Annotated in this window: 18 protein-coding genes; 12 read left to right on the forward strand and 6 right to left on the reverse strand. The window is 71.7% G+C overall.

All coding sequences use genetic code 11. From position 1 onward, the window contains the following. The first annotated feature begins 45 nt into the window (after nucleotides 1-45). From AB0C16_RS07705 to AB0C16_RS07730, 6 genes are read left to right on the forward strand one after another with little or no spacing between them, the layout of a single operon-like run. Nucleotides 46-942 (forward strand): ATP-binding cassette domain-containing protein, encoded by an 897-nt coding sequence (locus tag AB0C16_RS07705; RefSeq protein ID WP_357680059.1) that lies wholly within the window; start codon nucleotides 46-48, stop codon nucleotides 940-942. Continuing rightward, nucleotides 939-1,892, forward strand: a complete 954-nt coding sequence (locus AB0C16_RS07710) for an ABC transporter permease (RefSeq protein ID WP_357680061.1) — start codon at nucleotides 939-941, stop codon at nucleotides 1,890-1,892. The genes AB0C16_RS07705 and AB0C16_RS07710 overlap by 4 nt, the downstream gene beginning before the upstream one ends. A 19-nt stretch (nucleotides 1,893-1,911) precedes the next feature. Continuing rightward, entirely contained in the window at nucleotides 1,912-3,015 is a 1,104-nt protein-coding gene (locus AB0C16_RS07715) for a histidine kinase (RefSeq protein WP_357680349.1), read from the forward strand. Next, nucleotides 3,006-3,650, forward strand: a complete 645-nt coding sequence (locus AB0C16_RS07720) for a response regulator transcription factor (RefSeq protein WP_357680062.1) — start codon at nucleotides 3,006-3,008, stop codon at nucleotides 3,648-3,650. Before AB0C16_RS07715 ends, AB0C16_RS07720 begins: the two co-directional genes overlap by 10 nt. Before the next feature lie 50 nt (nucleotides 3,651-3,700). After that, nucleotides 3,701-3,970, forward strand: coding sequence for a hypothetical protein (locus tag AB0C16_RS07725; RefSeq protein ID WP_357680063.1), 270 nt, complete (start codon nucleotides 3,701-3,703; stop codon nucleotides 3,968-3,970). A gap of 59 nt (nucleotides 3,971-4,029) precedes the next feature. Further along, nucleotides 4,030-5,265, forward strand: a complete 1,236-nt coding sequence (locus AB0C16_RS07730) for an NAD(P)/FAD-dependent oxidoreductase (protein ID WP_357680065.1) — start codon at nucleotides 4,030-4,032, stop codon at nucleotides 5,263-5,265. A 15-nt stretch (nucleotides 5,266-5,280) separates the two neighbouring features. Here AB0C16_RS07730 and AB0C16_RS07735 read toward each other — a convergent pair whose 3' ends face one another. Continuing rightward, on the reverse strand, nucleotides 5,281-8,340 hold the full coding sequence (locus tag AB0C16_RS07735; RefSeq protein ID WP_357680067.1) for a protein kinase: 3,060 nt from the start codon (nucleotides 8,338-8,340) through the stop codon (nucleotides 5,281-5,283). 88 nt (nucleotides 8,341-8,428) lie between these two features. Then, nucleotides 8,429-9,427, reverse strand: coding sequence for an endonuclease/exonuclease/phosphatase family protein (locus tag AB0C16_RS07740; RefSeq protein ID WP_357680069.1), 999 nt, complete (start codon nucleotides 9,425-9,427; stop codon nucleotides 8,429-8,431). Nucleotides 9,428-9,674: 247 nt separating this feature from the next. Between AB0C16_RS07740 and AB0C16_RS07745 the strand changes: the two genes are divergently transcribed. Further along, nucleotides 9,675-10,424, forward strand: coding sequence for an SDR family oxidoreductase (locus tag AB0C16_RS07745; protein ID WP_357680071.1), 750 nt, complete (start codon nucleotides 9,675-9,677; stop codon nucleotides 10,422-10,424). Between the two features lie 104 nt (nucleotides 10,425-10,528). Here the strand turns inward: AB0C16_RS07745 and ugpC are convergent, their stop codons facing one another. After that, entirely contained in the window at nucleotides 10,529-11,746 is a 1,218-nt protein-coding gene (gene ugpC, locus AB0C16_RS07750) for a sn-glycerol-3-phosphate ABC transporter ATP-binding protein UgpC (protein ID WP_357680073.1), read from the reverse strand. 177 nt (nucleotides 11,747-11,923) lie between these two features. On the opposite strand from ugpC, the gene AB0C16_RS07755 reads away from it, so the two are divergent. Continuing rightward, nucleotides 11,924-12,988, forward strand: a complete 1,065-nt coding sequence (locus tag AB0C16_RS07755; RefSeq protein ID WP_357680075.1) for a LacI family DNA-binding transcriptional regulator — start codon at nucleotides 11,924-11,926, stop codon at nucleotides 12,986-12,988. Nucleotides 12,989-13,000: 12 nt separating this feature from the next. On the opposite strand, the gene AB0C16_RS07760 is transcribed toward AB0C16_RS07755, so the two are convergent. Next, nucleotides 13,001-13,486: a glutathione peroxidase gene (locus tag AB0C16_RS07760; protein ID WP_357680077.1), complete on the reverse strand. Its 486-nt coding sequence runs from the start codon at nucleotides 13,484-13,486 to the stop codon at nucleotides 13,001-13,003. Nucleotides 13,487-13,673: 187 nt separating this feature from the next. Here AB0C16_RS07760 and AB0C16_RS07765 point away from each other — a divergent pair, with 187 nt between their 5' ends. Both AB0C16_RS07765 and AB0C16_RS07770 read left to right on the forward strand, forming a co-directional pair. Beyond that, entirely contained in the window at nucleotides 13,674-14,069 is a 396-nt protein-coding gene (locus AB0C16_RS07765; RefSeq protein ID WP_357680079.1) for a transglycosylase SLT domain-containing protein, read from the forward strand. Between the two features lie 337 nt (nucleotides 14,070-14,406). Then, complete coding sequence (locus tag AB0C16_RS07770) at nucleotides 14,407-14,898, forward strand: transglycosylase SLT domain-containing protein (protein WP_357680081.1); 492 nt, start codon at nucleotides 14,407-14,409, stop codon at nucleotides 14,896-14,898. A gap of 81 nt (nucleotides 14,899-14,979) precedes the next feature. On the opposite strand, the gene AB0C16_RS07775 is transcribed toward AB0C16_RS07770, so the two are convergent. Next, a complete protein-coding gene (locus AB0C16_RS07775; protein ID WP_357680083.1) occupies nucleotides 14,980-15,627 on the reverse strand; it encodes a TetR/AcrR family transcriptional regulator C-terminal domain-containing protein in 648 nt (215 codons plus the stop codon). 83 nt (nucleotides 15,628-15,710) lie between these two features. On the opposite strand from AB0C16_RS07775, the gene AB0C16_RS07780 reads away from it, so the two are divergent. Then, nucleotides 15,711-16,823 (forward strand): ferritin-like domain-containing protein, encoded by a 1,113-nt coding sequence (locus tag AB0C16_RS07780; protein WP_357680085.1) that lies wholly within the window; start codon nucleotides 15,711-15,713, stop codon nucleotides 16,821-16,823. A 118-nt stretch (nucleotides 16,824-16,941) separates the two neighbouring features. Further along, nucleotides 16,942-18,132, forward strand: a complete 1,191-nt coding sequence (locus AB0C16_RS07785) for a PQQ-dependent sugar dehydrogenase (protein WP_357680087.1) — start codon at nucleotides 16,942-16,944, stop codon at nucleotides 18,130-18,132. Here the strand turns inward: AB0C16_RS07785 and AB0C16_RS07790 are convergent. Continuing rightward, complete coding sequence (locus AB0C16_RS07790; RefSeq protein WP_357680089.1) at nucleotides 18,092-18,427, reverse strand: carboxymuconolactone decarboxylase family protein; 336 nt, start codon at nucleotides 18,425-18,427, stop codon at nucleotides 18,092-18,094. The genes AB0C16_RS07785 and AB0C16_RS07790 overlap by 41 nt on opposite strands. Nucleotides 18,428-18,596 lie beyond the last annotated feature (169 nt).

The raw sequence follows: 18,596 nt of genomic DNA on the forward strand, positions 1-18,596 counted from the left end.
CGCCCCCATGGTGGCCGGACGCCCGGTTACCTAGCGTGGACGACCGTGATCAGTCTTGACCGACTCAGCAAACGCTACGGCGACCGGAAGGCCGTCGACGGCCTGACGTTCCGGCTCAGGGCCGGCGCCGTCACCGGTTTCCTCGGTCCCAACGGCGCCGGCAAGACCACCACGATGCGCATGATCCTCGGGCTCGACCGGCCGAGCGAGGGCAGAGCGCTGATCGGTGGCCGGCCGTACCACGAGCTGGAGAACCCGCTGCGCACGGTGGGCGCGCTCCTGGACGCGCGGGCCGTGCACCCGGGCCGTGCCGTCCGCGCGCACCTGCTCGCTCTGGCCCGCTCCAACGGCATCGGCCGGGCCCGCGTGGCCGAGGTCCTGGAGACGGTCGGGCTCGGCGCCGTCGCCGGGAAGCGGGCGGGCACGCTGTCGCTGGGCATGAGCCAGCGGCTCGGCATCGCGGGCGCGCTGCTCGGCGATCCCGAGGTGCTGATGTTCGACGAGCCCGTCAACGGGCTCGACCCCGACGGGGTGCGCTGGGTGCGCCGGCTGATGCGCTCGCTGGCGGCCGAGGGGCGCACGGTGTTCGTCTCCAGCCACCTGATGAGCGAGATGCAGCTCACCGCCGACCACCTGGTGGTGATCGGGAAGGGGCGGCTGCTCGTGGACGCGCCCCTGGACGAGGTGCTGGCGACCGGCGCGGTGCTGGTCCGCACCCCGCACGCGGGCGACTTCGCGCGCCGGCTGGCCGCCGCCGGCGTCGCCGTCGAGCGGCGGGCCGAGAACGAGCTGGTCGCCACCGGCGCGCCGATCGAGCGGATCGGCGACCTGGCGCACGAGGCCGGGATCCGGCTGCACGAGCTGAGAGCGCGCGAGGCGTCCCTGGAACAGGCCTACCAGGACCTGACCGCGAACAGCGTCGAGTACGGGAGCACCCGATGAACGACCCGATGAACACCGGGACGAACACGTCCATGAACACGTCCATGAACACCGGGACGAACACCGGGATGAACACCGGGACGAACACCGGGACGAACACCGGGATGAACGGCGTGAAGACGACGGCGCCGGCGCCTCGGGCAGGCACGGGGGAGGGGGTGGTGGTCGCGGTGGCGCGAGGGGTGGCGGCCGAGTGGGGGAAGCTGTGGTCGGTGCGCGCCACGTGGTGGTGCGTGGCGGGCACGGTCGCGGTGACCGTGCTGGCCGCGCTCACCCTCGGCGGGGCGCGGGCGACCGACCTGGTGCGAGACGGCGTCACAGCCCGCCTGCCCGCTACCGAGGCGGTGATCTTGGCGATGGTGTTCGCCCAGTTCACGCTGGTCGCCCTGGCCATGCTGGCGATCACCTCGGAGTACGCGTCCGGCTCCATCCGCGGCACGCTGCAGGCCACTCCGGTCCGGGGCCGGATGCTGGCCGCGAAGGCCCTCGTTGTCGCGCCCACGACGTTCGTGACCGGCGTGCTGGCGGGCGCCGCCGGGGCGGTCGCCACCTACCTGGTGCTGTCGGCGCCGATCTTCGGCGGGCTCGTCACGCTGCCCGCCGGCCGCACCGCCGCGGACCTGCTGCGGGTCGGCGTGTTCTGCGCGCTGGTGTCGCTGCTGGCGCTCGGCGCGGGCACCGCGACGCGGAGCGCGGCGGGCACGCTGACCGTGGTGTTCATGCTGCTGTTCGGCCTGCCGCTGCTGCTGCTCATGTCGGGCGCGCAGCCGGCGATGGAGGTGGCGCAGCGGCTGCCGATGTTCGCCGGGCTGGCGTTCATGGAGAGCGCCGACAACCCGACGGGCGGCCCGATGCCCTACTCGCCGGGAGAGGGCCTGGCCTGGCTGGCCGGCTGGGCGGTCGCGGCGCTGGCGACCGGCCAGGCCGTGCTGCGCCGGCGCGACGCCTAGACTGCGCGTCGTGACTGCCATGGTCCTGCGCCGGCTCGCCGGCGTGCTGGCCGGGACATTCACCGGCGCCGCCGCGCTCGTCCTGCTGCTGTTCGCCTGGCCGTGGCGGGCCAGGTGGTCGCCCGGGCTGGCGGCGATCGAGCGGGCGCGCCTGTCCGCCTGGCTCGGGCACGACCTCCCCGTGGGCGCCCCCGGCGCCGGCTATCTCGCGCTGCGCGGCCTGGCCGGGGTGCTCGGCGGCTACGTGGCGCTGGTGCTGACGTTCATCGGGCTGCTGTTCGTGTCGGGCAGCCTCTGGGCCATGACGTACGGCCGGAGCAGCCCCGTGTCGCTGAACCTCCCCGGCGTCACGCTGACGACGGAGAGCTGGACGATCGGTCTCACCGGCGCGGTGGTGGTGCTGGCGCTCGATGTGGCGTGGTGCCTGCTGGTCGTGGGAGCCGAGCGGCGGCTGGCCGTGCGCTTCCTGGGCCCCGGCCCCGAGGAGGTGATGCGGCGGCGCATCGCCGAGCTGACCAGCACCCGCTCCGGCATCGTACGGGCGGTCGACGACGAGCGGCGCCGGATCGAACGCGACCTGCACGACGGCGTCCAGCAGCGCGGCGTGGCGCTGGCCATGCTGCTCGGACGGGCCCGGCACAACCCCTCCCAGGCCGCCGAGCTGGTCGACCAGGCCTACAGCGAGTCGCGGCGGCTGCTGGACGAGCTGCGCAGCGTGGCGTGGCGGATCTATCCGACCGCGCTCGACGATGTCGGCCTGCGCGCGGCGCTGGAAGGGGTGGCCGAGCGGTCGAGCGTCCCGGTGACGGTGCACTACGGGCTGGCCGGGCGGCCGGTCTCGGAGGTGGAGACCGCGCTCTACTTCGTGGCGCGAGAGGCGATCACCAACACGGTCAAGCACGCCGGGGCCCGTGACATCCTGGTCGTCCTGGAGGAGGACGAGCGGGAGGTGCGGGTGACGGTCTCCGACGACGGCCGGGGCGGGGCCGATCCGGCGGGCGGCGGCCTGTCGGGGCTGGCCAGGCGGGTCCACGCGCTCGACGGCAGGTTCGAGGCCGGTCCCGCGCCGGGCGGCGGCACCCGGGTGCACGCCTCGCTGCCGAAGCAGGCGCCGTGCGGCTGATCCTGGCCGACGACGCGGTGCTGCTCCGCGAGGGCCTGATCCGGCTGCTCGAAGAGGCGGGTCACCAGGTGGTGGCGGCCGTGGGCGACGCCGAGGCGCTGGTCGAGGCGGTGGCCGCCGACCGGCCGGACGTGGCCGTGGTGGACGTGCGGATGCCGCCCGGCCACTCCGACGAGGGGCTGCGCGCCGCCCTGGAGATCCGCCGGCGCTGGCCCGGCGTGGGCATCGTGGTGCTGTCGCAGTACGTGGAGAAGACCTACGCGGCCAAGCTGCTCGCCGACGCCACCGAGAGCGTGGGCTACCTCTTGAAGGACCGGGTGTCGGAGGTGGCCGAGTTCCTGGAGGCGCTGGAGCGCGTCCGGGCGGGCGGCACCGTGCTCGACCCTGAGGTGGTGCGCCAGCTGCTGGCCCGCACCAGCCACGCAGACCCGCTGGGCACGCTCAGCGAGCGCGAGTCGGAGGTGCTGCGGCAGCTCGCGCAGGGCTACGCCAACTCCGCCATCGCCGGCAACTTGCACGTCTCGCTGAGCACGGTCGAGAAGCACGTCAACGCCATCTTCGACAAGCTCGACCTGCCGCGCACCCCTGTCTACAGCAGGCGGGTGCTGGCCATCCTGCGCTACCTCGACGGCTGAGGCGGCACCGGCTCTCCGGCGGCTTTCCTGACCAGATCACATTTCATGACATGTCAGGTCTTAGTTGGTCGGGAACGCAGGAGACGGCCCTGTCCACGGGGCAGAGCCTGACGATCAGCGCCAGCAGGCACGGCCTGGTCACGGGCATGGTCACCGATGGTCGACTCGGCCGGCGACGGCTGGACGGCCGGCCGGAAGTACGTCCAGGGCGGCCAGGCCGGCTCGCGACCCCGGCGCTGGACCTGGCGCTGGAGGCGGGCCGCGCACCGGCGGGGCGGGCCGCCTCCCCGGCGCGCCGGGCGCCGCCGCCCGGGGTTTAGGCGTCGCGTGCGGAGTGATATGGATCGAGAGACCATTCGCCGGACGGGGGCAGCGTGCCATGGTTCAACAGACACGGCCGGTCAGGCCGAGGGTCGTCATCGTGGGGGCGGGTTTCGCCGGGCTGAACGCCATGCAGGAGCTGGCCCGGGGCGGCGCCCAGGTCACCCTGGTCGACCGCAATCCCTACACGACGTTCCAGCCGCTGCTCTACCAGGTGGCCACCGGGGCGCTCTCGGCCGGCGACGTGACCTACCCCCTGCGCGTGTGCGCGGCCAAGTACCCCGACGTGCGGGTCCGGGTCGCCGGCATGGTCGACCTGCGGGCCGCCGACAGGAAGGTGCGGCTCGACGACGGCACCACCCTCGACTACGACTACCTCGTCCTGGCCACCGGGGTCACCACCAACTGGGCGAGCATCCCCGGCGCGGAGGCGAACTCCATGCCGATCTACTCGGCCGACGACGCGGTCGTGATGCGCGGGGAGCTGCAGCGCCGCCTGGAGGAGGCCGCCGAGGGCAGGCGTCCCACCAGCCACGTCGTGGTCATCGGGGGAGGCGCCACCGGGGTCGAGATGGCGGGCGCCATGGCCGAGCTGCGCCGGCGCTCGATCCCGCTGACCTATCCCGAGATCGGCCCCGACCAGTCCAGCGTCACCCTGGTGGAGCGCTTCGACCACGTGCTCTCGCCGTACCGGCCCCGGCTGCGCGCCAAGGCCGCCAGGGCGCTGCGCAGGCGAGGCGTGCGCATGATGCTCGGCAGCACCGTCGCGTCCGTCGAGCCCGACGCGGTCGTGCTGGCCGACGGCACCCGGCTGCCCAGCGACGTGACCGTGTGGGCGCTCGGCGTCGCCGCCCCCGAGGGGGTCGGCCGCTACGGCCTGCGGCAGGGCAGGGGCGGCGGCATCGTGGTCACACAGGCGCTCAACGTCGAGGAGCATCCCGAGATCTTCGTCGCCGGAGACCTGGCGGCCCCGCCGAAGCCGCTGCCGCAGCTGGCTCAGCCCGGCATCCAGATGGGCAGGCACGTGGGCAGGCAGATCCTGGCCGCCGCCCGGGGCCGCCCCCTGAAGCCGTTCGTCTACCACGACCGCGGCACCATGGCCACGGTCGGCCGCTGCGAGGCGGTCCTGCAACTCGACAACGGGCTCACCCTCAGCGGCCTGCCCGCCTGGCTGTGCTGGATCGGCGTGCACGTGGCGCAGCTCCTGGGAGGGCGCAACCGGATCACGGTGCTGGTCAACTTCCTGTGGAGATACTTCGGCCCGCGCAGGAGCGCCGCCTCCGTCACCAAGTGACCGGCGGGCCAGGGCTCAGGGGCCGGGCGGAGCCTCGAACCTCATCGTCCGGTTGAGCCCGACGCGGATCATCGAGCCGGGCGGCACGACGACGGGCGAGTCGGGCGGCAGGTCGGCGAAGTCGGGCGCGCCCGGCGGCTGGATCCCGGTGCCGTTCGTGGAGCCGAGGTCGGTGACCAGCAGCCGGCCGCCGTCAGGGATGATCCGGAGGTGGTGGCGGGAGATCGACTTGTCCTGGTCGTCCACCTGGACGGGAGTGGCCTGCCCCGTCTTGACCTCGGACGCGGTCTCGGGCCTGCGTCCCACCAGATAGTGGCGGTCGAGCGGGAACTCCTGGCCGTCGTCGAGCCGCAGCACACCCAGCGCGGGCCGGGGCTGGGTGCCGGAAGGCGGTGGTGGAGGTGGCGGTGGTCCGGCGACGTGCGGCCCGGACCAGAGTTTGGTGCCGGAAAGCGGTGGTGGAGGCGGCGGTTCGGCCGGACCGGTCACCGCCCGGTTCGGGATCTCCACCGTCGGCGGCTCCACCCGCCGCTCCCGGTCGAGCGTCTTGGCCTCGGGCAGCTCCCGCAGCGTGGCGAGCAGCTCCTCGGGGTCCTGGTAGCGGTCCTCGGGGCGGAGCGCGGTCGCGCGGCGGATGATGTCGCCCAGCTCGGGCAGCCCGTCGAGCGCGGCCAGGTCCAGCTTGCCCTGGGCGATCGCGTAGAGGACGCTCTGGACGCTCTCGGTCGGGTAGGGGACCCTGCCGGTGAGGGCGTAGTGCAGCACGATGCCCAGCGCGTAGATGTCGGAGCGGATGTCGACCCTCTCGCCCTGGACGGCCTCGGGCGAGATGTAGGCGGGGGTGCCGACGAGCAGCCCGGCGCCCGTCGCGACCGTCGAGTCGACCAGCCCCTTGACGATGCCGAAGTCGATGATCACCGGGTCGTGGTCGGGGTTCATCATGATGTTGCTGGGTTTGAGGTCGAGCCTGGTGAGGTTCTCGCTCGCCAGGTAGGCGAGGGCGGAGGCGAGCGCCAGCGCCAGGCGCACGGCCTCCCTGGCCGGCAGCGGCCCGTCGGCCTCCACCACCTCGCGCAGGGTCCGGCCCTCGACCAGCTCCATGACCATGACCAGGCCCGCGACGGGGTCCTCGACGATGTCCAGCGTGGCGACGATGCCCGGATGGCGCAGCCGGATGGCGATCTTGCTCTCTCTGCGGAACCTCCTGGCGAGGTCCTCGGCGCTGGGCCGGTCGGTGCGCATCACCTTGATGGCGACGTCGCGGTCCAGCCTGGTGTCGCGGCCCCGGTAGACCGTGCTCATGCCGCCCTGCCCGATCACCTCCAGCAGGTCGTAGCGGCCGGCGATCCGGCGGTGCGCGACGGAGACCGACGCCGGCGCCGGCCGCGCCTGCGACTCGGGCAGCGGCGGGTAGCTGCCGGAGGACGGCTCCCAGGCCGGCTGGTAGGCGCCGGGGTGGTCGTCGGCCGGGTAGGGAGACGGGGCGGGCGTGATGAACCCGGTCTGCGAGACGGCGACGGGCGGCGCGGCCAGGTCGAGAGCGGCCCGTTCCGCCTCGTTGCCGAACGCGATGCCGAGCAGCGTCCGCTTGACGTCCTCGGCCAGCTTGTAGGAGGTCAGCTGGGGGTCGTCGGCGCTGCCGACCAGCGTGGCGTTGACGCCGGGCTCGCGCAGCACGGTGATGACGCCCTGCCCCGCCAGGTGGCGCAGCAGCCGCTCGACCGCGGGCTGCGCGATGCGCAGCAACGGGTCGAGCTCGGTCTGCTCGGGCGAGCCGACGATGCTCTGCGCGGTGAACGGCTCGCCCTCGCTGCGCAGGATCCAGTCGAGGATGTAGTAGCCGCCCAGCCGCCAGCGGTCCTCGTCGATGGGCACCGGGAACAACCGCTCCTGGCCGGGCTGACGGAAGTAGCCGTCGGCCAGCTCCTCCAGCCGGGCGTAGAACACCACGCGGTCGTAGTCGGCCCCGGCCGCGACGAGGAACGGCCGGCCGTTCTCCCACACGACCAGGTCGCCGAACTCCTGCAGCAGCCGGCGCGGCACGCCTCTGGCTTTGAAGCGGAGATAGCGGACCAGCCGCCCGACGTCCTCCACGGCGTGCGGCGGGGGACGGCCGATCACGGCGTCGACCAGCCGGTCGGGGGCGTCCCACGTGCACGGCACGTACATTCGCCAGGCGAACACGCTCTCGTAGACGCTGTTGCCGCGGCTGACGTCGCGGACCGCGTAGTCGTGCAGGTCGGGACCCGCGACCACGAGGAAGTGCACGCCCCGCATGGTGAGTGTGTTCTTGAGGCTGGTCAGCAGCGACTCGACGGCGGCCAGGCCGGAGCTCGCGGCGGTCAGCTTGTCGACCTCGTCCAGCACGATCACCAGATGGACCCGGCTCGGCGCCGGCCGGGCCCGCCCGCCGAACAGGCGCCGCCGCACCGGGGGCCCCGCCGGGCCGCGCCCGTCGAGCAGGTCGACGATCCTGGCCAGGTCGTACTCGACGTCGGCGTCGGAGTAGGTGAGGAAGGACGCCTCGGTCGCCAGCGACCGGGTGCGCTTGCTCGACAGCCCGACCGCCGGCACGACGAGCCCCGCCGGGCCCGCGAGCTTCTGCAAGGCCTCGCTTACGCCGAGGGTAAGCGAGGCGTTGCGTTCGGTCGCGTCGCCCCGGGTCTGCTTGACGCCCAGCGAGGTGCGGATGTGCGCGAGCATCAGCGCCCGCTGGGCGGCCTCGCTCAGCCGGGACAGCGCGCCGCGGTCCTGCAGCGACTCGTAGACGCGCCGGACCACGGCGAACAGCAGCCGCTCGGGAGTGGTCGGCCGGGCCACGTTGAGCACGATGGGCACGATCAGCCCGGCGGGGTCGTCCTCCCTGGCGATCTCGTCCAGCGCCCGCGACACGATCGTGCTCTTGCCCACCCCGCGGAACCCGGTGATCAGGAACGTCCCGCCGCGCGAGCGCCTGAGGCGGTGCTTGAGCTCCTCCACCAGCGCGTCGTTGCCGAGCAGCGGCAGCGCCCGCTCGTCCACGTGCAGCGGCTCGTGGATGTAGCGGAACGACTCGGCGAGCGGAACCTTCAGCACATCGCCCTGCCTCTGCCGGAGGGGGGACAGCGGGAGATTCCAGCCTAGTCCAGCCGCCGCTCACCCGGAGTTGATCGAGACCTTCGCGCTAGGGCCGGGCGGGCAGGCGCAGCTCGGCGAACACGCCCCGATGGTCGGTGCGGGGCACGTCGAGGATCTCGACCCTGGCCACCCCGGCACGGCGGTCGGTCAGGATGTGGTCGATCGTGATGAGCGGCGGCATCCACCGCCCGTTGGGCCAGGTCGGCACCAGCCCCTTGCCGGCCCGCTCGGCGGCGTCGTGGTAGCCCCGGTCCAGCAGGTCGCGCAGGGCGCGATGGTCGAGGCTGGCGTTGAAGTCGCCGGCCAGCACCCGCACGACCTCGTCGGAGGCCGGTGGAAAGGCGTCCAGCGCGGCGTACCACTCGGCGGTCATCCGGCCGAGCGGCGGGTTGGGGTGGACGGCGACGATCTGCGCGGCCGGACCGCCCGGCAGGCTGATCGTGGCCGCGGGCATGTTGTGCCCGATCGGGGTGAACAGCCCGTCGAGCGCGGTCAGCGGGTGCTTGGCGAACAGCCCGCTCCCCGTGGCGCCGAAGTCGGCCTCCAGCACCCGGTGCGGCATCAGCGTGTCGAGCCCCGCGGCGTCGAGCGCCGTCACCGCGCGGGGGGTGAGCTCCAGCGCGCTGAACACGTCGGGATCGTACCTCCGGACCAGGTCGACCACGCTCGCCGCGTCCGCCCGCCCGAACAGGTTGACCGTCAGCACCCGCAGCGGGCTGCCCTCCGGAGCGGCGGCGGGGCCGCCGAACGCCCTGGGGGCGACGGTGGCAGTGAAGGCCACGCAGGCGGCCAGGGCCACGCAGGCCGCGGGCCGGTTGCGGAACACCAGCAGCAGTGCCGTCAGCGCCGACAACACCACGGCGAGGGGCGTCAGCGTCATCAGCTGCGTGAGGAACGACCCCTGCTCCAGCCCGCCCACCCGGATGACCGCCCAGAGGGCGAGGAACGTGACGAGCGTCCACGACGGCCAGCGGCGCCTGCACCGCTTCGGCCGCGTCTCGCCGCCTTCCTTCGCCGCACGTCGCGTGTCGGCCGTGATGCTCACCCGCGCTGCCCCGCCCTCGCTTGATCCACACTTCTCGACCGACCCTAGACGGCCGCCGGGGGAGCTGCGGCCGCCCGCCTCCGCCCCCGCCGGTCACTCCGCGATGACCTGCGCGAACGCCCGCGCGCTTCCTGGGAAACCTCTCAGCTTGGCCGGGCGCGAGGGTCGCGGCGCGGGCGGCGCCGCTCCGGCGGGCGCGCCCCGCGCGGTCTCGTGGCCCACCCGCGGGGGCCGTTAGGGTGCAGGCATGCCTACCGCACTGATCACCGGCGCGACCTCCGGCATCGGAGCCGCCTTCGCCCGCCGGCTGGCCGCCGACGGGTTCGACCTCGTCCTGGTGGCGCGCGACGAGACCAGGCTGGCCGAGAGCGCCGGCCGGCTCAAGCTCAGATACGGCGCGAGCGCGCAGACCCTCGCCGCCGATCTGGCCACCGAGGAGGGGCTGGCCCGGGTCGAGTCACGGCTGCGCGACGAGGTCGACCTGCTGGTCAACAACGCCGGCTTCGGTCACCCGGCGGCGTTCCCCGACGTGCCGATCGAGGACGAGGTCCGCATGCTGAAGGTGCACTGCGAGGCCGTGCTGAGGCTGACGCTGGCCGCGCTGCCCGGCATGAGGGAGCGTGGCCGGGGCGCGGTGATCAACGTCGCCTCCGTGGCCGCCTTCTTCACCCGCGGCACCTACAGCGCGTCCAAGGCGTGGGTGGTCAACTTCAGCGAGTCCGCCGCGGCCGAGATCGGCAACCCGCGCATCAGGATCATGGCGCTCTGCCCGGGGTTCGTGCGGACCGAGTTCCACCAGCGGGCCTTGATCGACATGTCGGGGATGCCGGGCTTCATGTGGCTGGACGCCGACGACGTGGCCAGGACGGCCATGCGGGATCTCGCCCTGGGCAAGCGGGTGTCGGTGCCCGGCGCGCTGTACAAGGCGGTGGTGGCCGTCGGGAAGTTCGTGCCGCGCGGCCTCGTGGGCGCCGTCTCGGCGCGGATCGGCCGCTGACACCCGCGATTCCGAGAAGAAAAGGGTGGGCCCCGCCGCGGGAGGGGGTCGCGATGGGGCCCGGACGGCCCGAGCGTTGCTCGGGCCGCGCATCAGGAGGGCGGTCAGGCGCCCCGGTTCGCCTCGTGGCCGATCGACAGGCCGGAGGTCGGGTCGAAGAAGTGCAGGTTGTGCGTGTCGAGAACCAGGTCGATGTGCTGGCCGGGGCGCACGTGGCTGCGCGCGTTGACACGGGCGGTCCAGAGTGACTTGTCGCCCACGAGCGGCAGCGCGGCCTCCTCGTCGTCACCTGTGTCGGCGGCGGCGACGGTGTCCTTGTGCTCGACCGGCGGGGCGTCGATCAGGAACAGCACGTTGATCTCGGAGCCCAGCTCCTCGGTGACCTCGGCCTTGACGGGGAGCGTGGCCCAGCCGTCGGCGTGGCTGCCGGCCGAACCGGCGTCCTCGAAGTCGGAGGGACGGATGCCGAGGATGATCTTCTTGCCGATGTACTGGTCGAGGCCAGGCTTGTCGGTGAAGGTGGAGTCGGGGATGGGCAGCTTGATGTCGGCGAAGGTGACGGCCGCGCCGCCGTCGCGCACCAGCTCGGCGGTGACGAAGTTCATCGACGGCGAACCCATGAATCCGGCCACGAACAGGTTGACCGGCTTGTCGAACAGGTTCTGCGGGGTGTCGACCTGCTGCAGGAGGCCGTCGCGCAGGACGCAGACCCGGTCGCCCAGCGTCATGGCCTCGACCTGGTCGTGCGTGACGTAGACGGTCGTGACGCCGAGGCGCTCGTGCAGTGTGTTGAGCGAGGCGCGCATCGAGACGCGGAGCTTGGCGTCGAGGTTGGACAGCGGCTCGTCCATGAGGAACGCCTGCGGCTCGCGGACGATGGCGCGGCCCATCGCGACACGCTGGCGCTGACCACCGGACAGGGCGGCCGGCTTGCGCTTGAGGTAGGTCTCGAGGCCCAGCATCTTGGCGGCCTCGTTGACCCGCTTCTGGATCTCCGGCTTGGGCATCTTGCGAAGCTTGAGGCCGAACGCGAGGTTCTCCTCGACCGTCATGTGCGGGTAGAGCGCGTAGTTCTGGAAGACCATCGCGATGTCGCGGTCCTTGGGCGGCAGGTGGTTGACCACCTTGTCGCCGATCGCGATCTCGCCGCCGCTGATGTCCTCCAGGCCGGCGATCATCCGGAGCGCGGTCGACTTCCCGCAACCCGAGGGGCCGACCAGCACCATGAACTCGCCATCCTTGATCTCAAGGTTGAGCCCGTTCACGGCCTTCACGCCACCGGCGTAGACCTTGTCGACATTGGTCAGAACGATGGAAGCCATGTCAGTCCTTCACGCTCCAGGGCGATGGCCCGGATATTGTGCGGGGCTCCACTTTCGTGGATACGTTTTCAAGCATCTCACCCTGAACCAGAGATCGGTGTCAAGAGCCTGCGGCTAATAGGGGTTCCCGGCGTGCGGGGGTTCCGGGAACGACGGAATCATGATGGAATCGTTTCCATGGATGCCAAGCGAGCGACCATCAAGGACGTGGCGGAGGCGGCCGGCGTCGGGGTCGCCACCGTGTCCAGGGTGCTGTCCGGCGGCTCGGCCAGCCCGCGGACCAGGGAGCGGGTGCTGGCCGTCGCGGCCCAGCTCGACTACCGCCCGAGCGCGCTCGGCCGCAATCTGCGCCAGCGCCGCACGGGCGGCATCGGGCTGCTGGTGCCCGACCTCACCGACTCCTTCTTCGGCCGGCTGGCCGAGGGCGTGCTGGCCTGCGCGCGATCGGCCGGCGAGCCGGTCGTGGTCGGGTCCACCGGCGACGACCCCGAGCAGGAGGCCGAGCTGATCGGCATGCTGCTGGAGCAGAGCGTCGACCGGCTGATCGCGGTGCCCTCGGGTGACGCCGACGCGTGGGGCCCGGCGCTCAAGGCGGGCATGACGGTGGTCTTCGCCGACCGGCTGCCCTCCGAGGCTCCCGATGACGACGAGGCTGACCTCGGCACGACCGCCGACCTCATGCTGCTCGACGGCCTCACGCCCGCTCCGGCCGCCCGCTCCGTCGACGTGCCCGCGGTGCTGGCCGACGACCGGGCCGGGATCCGCACGGCGGTGCGCTATCTCAGGGGCCTCGGGCACCGGCGGATCGCCTTCCTCGGCGGCCCGGGCCACGAGCGCCGGGTGGCGGCGTTCCGCGAGGCGGTGGGCGCGCCCGTGGACGACGAGCTGGTGGTGTTCGCCACCGGCAGCCGTGACTCCGCCTACGCCGCCGCCTCCGGCCTGTTCCAGAGCCGTCCCGACCTGACCGCCGTGCTCGCCGCGGGCAACGTGCTGGGCGAGGCGGCCGTGCTCGCCGCCCGGGAGCTCGACCTGCGGGTGCCCCGTGACGTGTCGCTGGTGATGTACGACGACGTGCCGTGGGCGGAGCTGTGCGCGCCGCCGCTCACGGTGATCGCCCAGCCGGCCCGCGACATCGGCTACCGCGCGGCCGAGCTGGTGCTGCGCGCGGGGGGCCGGCGGCCGCGCAGCGTGGTGCTGCCGACGGAGCTCATCGTGCGCGGCAGCTGCGGGCCCCGGCGCTGAACCTCCGAGGGGCTACAGGACCTTCTCGATGGCCGCGATGACGGCCGGGTCCTCGGGGGTGGTGCCCGGACGGAAGCGGGCGACGACCGCGCCGTCGCGGTCGACGAGGAACTTCTCGAAGTTCCACTGGACGTCGCCCGCCTCGCCGTCGGCGTCGGCGGTCTCGGTCAGGGCGGTGTAGAGCGGGTGCCGGCCGGGGCCGTTGACCTCGGCCTTCTCCAGCAGCGGGAAGTCGGCGCCATAGGTGGTCGAGCAGAACTCCTGGATCTCCTCGGCCGAGCCGGGCTCCTGGCCCATGAACTGGTTGCAGGGCATGCCGACGACGGCGAAGCCACGCGGGCCGTAGTCCCGGTGGAGCTTGACCAGGCCGCTGTACTGCGGGGTGAGGCCGCACTTGGACGCCACGTTCACGATCAGGACGGCCTGCTCGCCGACGAGCTCGCCGAGGGTGGTGGAGGAGTCCGCGAGGGTGCGGACGGGGATGTCACGAAGGCTCATGATCTGACCCTACAGAACGGCTCACGCCTGATTTTGTGACGCTTTCCACATTTTCGCGACATTGGCCCTGAACAGGGATATATCGAGATCTTCAGTGACGATCTCTTTTTTCATCATCAATTAGCGACAAACGGTGTAACTCCGGCAAGGTGGCGCGGTCCCCGAACCCGTTCGAGAGGGAACCCGCATGCCGATGCTTCGCCGTACAACCGTCCTGGTCCTGTCCGCCACGCTGGTGGCGACGGGCGGGGCGACGGCCGCGCAGGCGCAGAGCTCCCAGGCGAGCAGCAGGAACAAGGCCATCGCCAAGCCCATGGCGGCCAAGCGTGGCTGGACGAAAGGGCAGTTCAGATGCCTGGTCAAGCTCTGGTCCAGGGAGAGCGGCTGGAACCACCGCGCCGGCAACGGCTCCGGCGCCTACGGCATTCCGCAGGCGCTGCCCGGGCGCAAGATGGCCGCGTCGGGCCGCGACTGGCGCACCAACCCCAGGACCCAGATCGCCTGGGGCCTCGGTTACATCAAGAAGAGGTACGCCGCGCCGTGTCGCGCGTGGGCCCATTTCCAATCCCACCACTGGTACTGATCCAAACCCCACGCGCGGGCACGTTTCCCGCAAAGCCCCGGCCTGCCGGCCGCCGGGCCGTGCCACGCCGGCCCAGCGAGACGGCCACGAGTGGCGAACGGTCGGGCAAATACCTGTCCTCCGCGTGTCACAGCCTGTGACCGGCGACCACGGAGCGTAATAGAAACCCGCTAGAGGACACGTCGCGGAGCCCTCCGGGCCGCCCAGCGGTATCGGGCGGTTTCAGGATTCCGGAGCGGCCGCGCGGACCCTCCACGTCCGAGCCACGGACGGGGACCGGCAGGGCGCCCGGACAGCCGGGCGCCCGTCCGCACGCGACCCGACAGCGAGGATCGCAATGGACAGCAAGCACGCTCTGCGTGGCGCACTCGTCGTGATGGCGACGGTCGCCACGTTCGGCGGAACCGTGACGGTGGCACAGGCCGACTCCGAGTCCCGCATCCACGAGGGCTTTTGGAAGGCGCCGGTCATCAAGCAGCGCACCTGGCAGCTCACCGTCACTCCCGAGGTCGCCCCCAGGCGGCCGCTGAGCAGGAACAAGAAGATCGCCCTGGACCACGTCGTCCAGCGGTCCTGGTCCTATCGACAATTCCGTTGTCTCGACAATCTCTGGACCAGGGAGAGCGGCTGGAACCACCGCGCGCAGAACTCGTCGTCAGGCGCCTATGGGATCCCGCAGGCGCTCCCCGCAGGAAAGATGCGGGGAGCGGGCAGCGACTGGCGCTCGAATCCGGAGACCCAGATCCGCTGGGGCCTGACATACATCAAGGGCAGGTACGGCCGCCCGTGCGGCGCCTGGGGCCACTTCAGATCGCACAACTGGTACTGAGGCACCCGGCGCTGAGGAAACCGGTGCCGAGGCGAGCCGTTCAGGGGAAGGAACGGCTGCTCGGACGGAGGGCATCCGGGATCACCGGGTGCCCTCCCTCCTCTTCGGGTGCACGGCGATGGCCTGGATCAGCAACTCGACCCCGAACTCGAACTCGGCCTCGTGGTCGCACCTGTTCAGCAGCGAGGAGAGCGCGCTCACCTCGGGGAACAACGTGGCGTCGACCTCCACGCCGGTGACCATGTGCTGGTGATCCGGCGCGAACGTGGGCGTCACCCCGACCTCGCGCAGCAGCGACCCGACGATGAAGGCGATGAACATCCGCAGCGCCCTCACCGCGTGGACCCCGTCGAACCCGGCGCTGCGCAGCGTGGCCAGGGCCCGCTCGACCGGCAGCAGCCCGGCGGACGAGTGGAGCTGGCGGCTGACGACCAGCATGGTGGACCGGGGGTGGTCGTGGGCGATCTGCCGGAACGCGCGGGCCTGCATCCGCACCCTGTCGGTCCAGTGGGCGTCGGGGTCGTCGGTGAACTCGATCTCGCTCAGCACGGCCTCGGCGACACCGTTGAGCAGAGCGTCCTTGTTGGGCACGTGGTTGTAGAGGGACATCACGCCCACGCCCAGCTCGGCCGCGATGCGCCGCATGGACACCGCGTCGGCGCCCTCACGCTCGATGAGGTCGATCGCCGCGGCGACGATGCGCGCCCGGGACAGGGGCTCGGAGGTCATAGCTCATTCTATTGACGGGCGTACGCCGTACGTGCCAGCCTCGAGGGGACGTACGGTGTACGTATCCCCCCTGCGGAGGTCAGATGTCGACGCACGATCTCTACACCATCCCCGCCGAGCTCTCCACCTGGAACGTGGAGATGGCCGGCACCAGCAAGTTCACCTGGGAGTACGACGACGGCAGGGACCGCATGCTCGCCTTGTACCAGAAGGGCAAGGACAAGCAGTGGGACTCCACCAAGCGCATCGACTGGGACCTCGAGGTCGACCCGTACAACGTGCTGGGCATCTCCGACCAGACGATCGCCATCTACGACACACCCCTGTGGCACAAGCTGAGCGACCAGCAGCGCAAGGACGTCCGGTTGCACGGGGCCGCGTGGCAGTTCTCCCAGTTCCTGCACGGTGAGCAGGGGGCGATGATCTGCTCGGCCAAGATCGTGGAGTCGGTGCCCGACCTCGACTCGAAGTTCTACGCGGCCACCCAGACCATGGACGAGGCCAGGCACGCCGAGACCTACGCCCGCTTCCTGCAGGACAAGGTGGGCCTGGCCTACCCCATCAACCAGCACCTCAAGGCGCTGCTGGACTCCACGCTCAGCGACTCGCGCTGGGACATGCCCTACCTGGGCATGCAGGTGCTGATCGAGGGCCTGGCGCTGGCGGCGTTCGGCGTGATGCGCGACATCACCACCAGGCCGCTGCCCAAGCAGATCCTCGCCTACGTCATGCAGGACGAGGCCAGGCACGTGGCGTTCGGGCGGATGGCCCTGCGCGACTACTACAAGAACCTGTCGGAGACGGAGCTGCGCGAGCGCGAGGACTTCGTCATCGAGGGCTGCTACCTGATGCGCGACCGCCTGCGCGGCGCGGAGAGCTGGGAGCACCTGGGCCTGTCGAAGCAGGAGCACGACGACGTCATGCAGGCCACGGAGAACTCCGACTACCTGAGGTTGTTCCGGTCGCTGCTGTTCAGCCGCATCGTCCCGTGCGTCAAGGACATCGGCCTGTGGAGCCCGCGCCTGCAGCAGGCGTACGCGGACATGGGCGTGCTGGACATGGCCGGGCAGTCGCTCGACGCGCTGATGAAGCAGGACGAGGACATCGCCGACAAGCTCGACGAGGTCCGCTTCGCCGAGGAGGAGGCGGAGCGGCACGAGGAGGTCGCGGACACGATCGCACTCGGCGCCTCGTAGCCGCCCGGCGACCTGGACGAATCGGTGTCCCGACCCCCTGACGCCCGGCCGGGCCGGGGGCCACGCCCGGGAACGGCGTGGCCGCCGGCCGCCGGTGCGGCATGGAAGTATGGGCCGTATGCGCCGTCTGCGCCCCGTCGCGGCCGGGCTGGTGGCGGTCGCCACCGCCTGCTCGGCCCTCATGGCCTGCTCCTCCGTCCAGCCCGCGACCGCCCCCGCCAACCCCGCCAACCCCGGGCCGCCGGCCACGACGGCCGCCCCGGACGTGACGGCGGCGGAGAGCACGTCCGCCCCGCCTTCCGCCGGGGGTGAGCTGCGCTTCACCAAGGTGGCCGAACTCGACCGGCCGGTCGCCTTCGCCGTACGCAAGGGTGACGACCGCCGCTACGTCGCCGAGCAGGGCGGCAGGCTGCGCACCCTCGACGGCGACACGGTCGTCGACCTGTCCCGGGAGGTGAGCGGCGGCAACGAGCAGGGGCTGCTCGGAGCGGCGTTCCACCCGTCGGGCCGCTGGCTCTACCTCAACTGGACCGACACCGAGGGCGCCACCCACGTCACCGAGTGGGCTTACGACGGCGTCAAGGTCACGGCCAGGCGCGACGTGCTCACCCAGGAACAGCCCTACGCCAACCACAACGGCGGCCAGCTCGCCTTCGGCCCCGACGGCCACCTCTACATCGCCTTGGGCGACGGCGGCAGCGGGGGAGACCCGCACGGCAACGGCCAGCGCCTCGACACCCTGCTGGGCAAGATCCTGCGCATCGACCCGCGCGGCGATCCGTACAAGGTGCCCAAGGACAACCCGTTCGTCGGCAAGGAGGACACACGCACGGAGATCTGGGCGTACGGCCTGCGCAACCCGTGGCGGTTCGGGTTCGACCGGGAGACGGGCGACCTGTGGATCGGCGACGTCGGGCAGAACGCGTGGGAGGAGATCGACTACCAGCCCGCCGGATCCGAGGGCGGCGAGAACTACGGCTGGAATCTGCGCGAGGGCGCCAAGCCCTTCCGCGTGGGCAAGGGCGGCGACCTCACCGAGCCCGTGATCACCTATCCGCTCGGCGAGGGCGGCAACTGCTCGGTGATCGCCGGGTTCGTCTACCGGGGCGCCCGGATCCCGTGGCTGCAGGGAAACATCCTCTACGGCGACTTCTGCGCCGGATGGGTCAAGACGGCGCCCTCCGAGGACCTCGGCCAGGACAGGCGGGTGGGCCGGGTCGAGCAGCTGTCGTCGTTCGGCGAGGACCTCGACGGAGAGCTCTACGCGCTCAGCCTGCGGGGTCCGGTCTATCGGATCGATCCGGCCTGACGTTCGCGATCAGCTCCTCCACCTGGGTGTTCAACCTGGCTCCCCGGGTCCAGCCCGCGTAGTGGGTCAGGAACACCACGACCTCGCGCAACTCGTTCTCGGTGAGGTCGCCGGTGCGCAGGCCGGCGTCGAGCTGGACCGGCACGTCGGTGTCCAGCCCCTGGCCGACGAGCAGGCCCAGCAGGAGGAGCCGGCGTTCCTTGACGGAGAGCACGCCGCGTGACCACACGTCGGCGAATTGGCGTTCCGCCGCCATCCCGAAGGAGTCGACGGTTTCCATCGCGGGTTCTGTCATCGGGCGCTCCGGGTCCAAGGGGGTCCTCATATCTTTCGCTACTTCCCGGGCTGAACCAATGGGGGTTGCGTGAACGTTGTATGCCGGGTGTCCGAAATGAGGGCCGGAAGGGCGCCGATTCGGCCCACCTGTTCTGTAACGAGTAAAGCCAGGGTTCGGCCAAGATTTG

Source organism: Nonomuraea sp. NPDC048916 (assembly GCF_040649575.1).
Lineage (GTDB): Bacteria > Actinomycetota > Actinomycetes > Streptosporangiales > Streptosporangiaceae > Nonomuraea.